Origin of the sequence: Nguyenibacter vanlangensis (assembly GCF_013376155.1) — a bacterium.
Taxonomy (GTDB): domain Bacteria; phylum Pseudomonadota; class Alphaproteobacteria; order Acetobacterales; family Acetobacteraceae; genus Gluconacetobacter; species Gluconacetobacter vanlangensis.
This window is the reverse complement of record NZ_JABXXP010000607.1, coordinates 1-1,681: the sequence shown is the minus strand read 5'-3', so window position 1 is coordinate 1,681 and position 1,681 is coordinate 1. Positions and strand designations below refer to the sequence as shown.

2 protein-coding genes are annotated in these 1,681 nt (G+C 67.8%); both read left to right on the top strand.

Features of this window, described 5'->3' with window-relative positions; translation table 11 throughout:
- Positions 1-574, top strand: a 574-nt coding sequence (locus HUK84_RS17190) for an ABC transporter permease (RefSeq protein WP_176641348.1), incomplete at its 5' end; no start/stop codon positions are given.
- A gap of 5 nt (positions 575-579) precedes the next feature.
- On the top strand, positions 580-1,317 hold the full coding sequence (locus tag HUK84_RS17185) for an ABC transporter ATP-binding protein (protein WP_176641349.1): 738 nt from the start codon (positions 580-582) through the stop codon (positions 1,315-1,317).
- The last annotated feature ends 364 nt before the right edge of the window (positions 1,318-1,681 follow it).

The following is a 1,681-nucleotide window of genomic DNA, read 5'->3' as shown; positions in this document are numbered from 1 at the left end:
GTTGGGGCTGGCGCTGGTGGCCGGCGTCGGCCTGGCCCTGGTCTCGGGCCTGTCGCGCCTGGGCGAGGATGTCGTCGATGCGCCGCTGCAGATCCTGCGCACGCTGCCGGCCCTGGCCCTGGTGCCGCTGTTCATCCTCTGGTTCGGTATCGGCGAGACGCCGAAGATCCTTCTGGTGGCGCTGGGCGCGACCTTTCCGATCTACCTCAACCTGCACAAGGGGATCCGCGCCATCGATCCCAAATTGCTGGAAATGGCCCGTACGCTGGGCCTGTCGCGGGGCCGCACGATCCGCGATGTCATCCTGCCCGGCGCCCTGCCGGACCTGCTGGTCGGCCTGCGTTTCGCGGTCGGCATATCCTGGCTGATGCTGGTGGTGGCGGAGCAGGTCAATGCCGACAGCGGCATCGGCCACATGATGATGGACGCGCAGGATTTCCTGCGGACGGACATCATCCTGGTGGGGCTGGTCATCTACGGTCTGCTCGGCCTTGCCTCGGACCAGGTCGTCCGGCTTCTGGAAACCACCCTGCTGGCCTGGCGGCCGGTCTATCGCGGCGGGCGTGCGTCGTGAATGCGATTTCCGACGCCCGGCGGACATCTGGTCGGGCCGGGTCCGGCCAGGCCGTCATCGTCAAGGGGCTCACCCGGCGCTTCGGCGACGGGCCGGCGGTGCTGGACCGTCTCGACCTGGCGATCGCGCCGGGCGAGTTCGTGGCGTTGCTCGGCCATAGCGGTTCGGGCAAGTCGACCCTGCTGCGCACCCTGTCCGGGCTCGATCCTGTCACCGAAGGGACCGTGGCGCGGCCGCGCGAGGTCTCGGTGGTCTTTCAGGAAAGCCGGCTGCTGCCATGGAAGCGGACATGGCAGAATGTCGTGCTGGGACAGGATGGCGCCGACCGGCGGGACCGCGCGGCGGAGGTCCTGCGGGAAGTCGGGCTGGGCCACAGGATCGATTCCTGGCCGCTGACCCTGTCCGGGGGGGAGGCGCAGCGCGCCGCCCTGGCGCGCGCCCTGGTGCGCGAACCGGATTTCCTGCTGCTGGACGAGCCCTTCGCCGCGCTGGACGCGCTGACGCGGCTGAAGATGCAGCGCCTGGTCTCGGACCTGTGGACGCGCCATCGCTGCGCGGTCCTGCTGGTGACCCATGACGTGGACGAGGCATTGCTGCTGGCCGACCGGGCGGTGGTGCTGGAACGCGGCCGGATCCGGACCGATGTTCCCGTCGAACTGGCCCGTCCGCGCCGCCACGCCGATCCGGAATTCGAACGCCTGCGCGCCATGCTGCTGGACGCGCTGGGCGTACATGACGGCTGATGCCAATTCTCCGTTTCGTTCGACTGACGGCAGGTGAAAAGACCGGACCTTACGCTTGGCCACGCCAAATCGCGGTCGGGGCCGGTTGCCTGCCGGGTGTCGTTATTTTATCGAGCATCTTTGCCCGTTCAAACGACTCCGTTTGAACGGGATCTGCTCTGGCGGCCTGCTGATCCGGGAAATTCTCATAAGAAACGATCAACCGTTGGATTCATGTGAGTCCCGACGCTACGTGAACTTGACGAGGTCCTGAAAGATCAGCGGCGCCCATGTGTGCCCCCGCGCCTGCACCAGCAGGCCGCCTTCCTCAAGCCTGCCCAATCCGACCGGCGCGAAGCCCAGCCGCTCGGCCAGGGCGGCCACC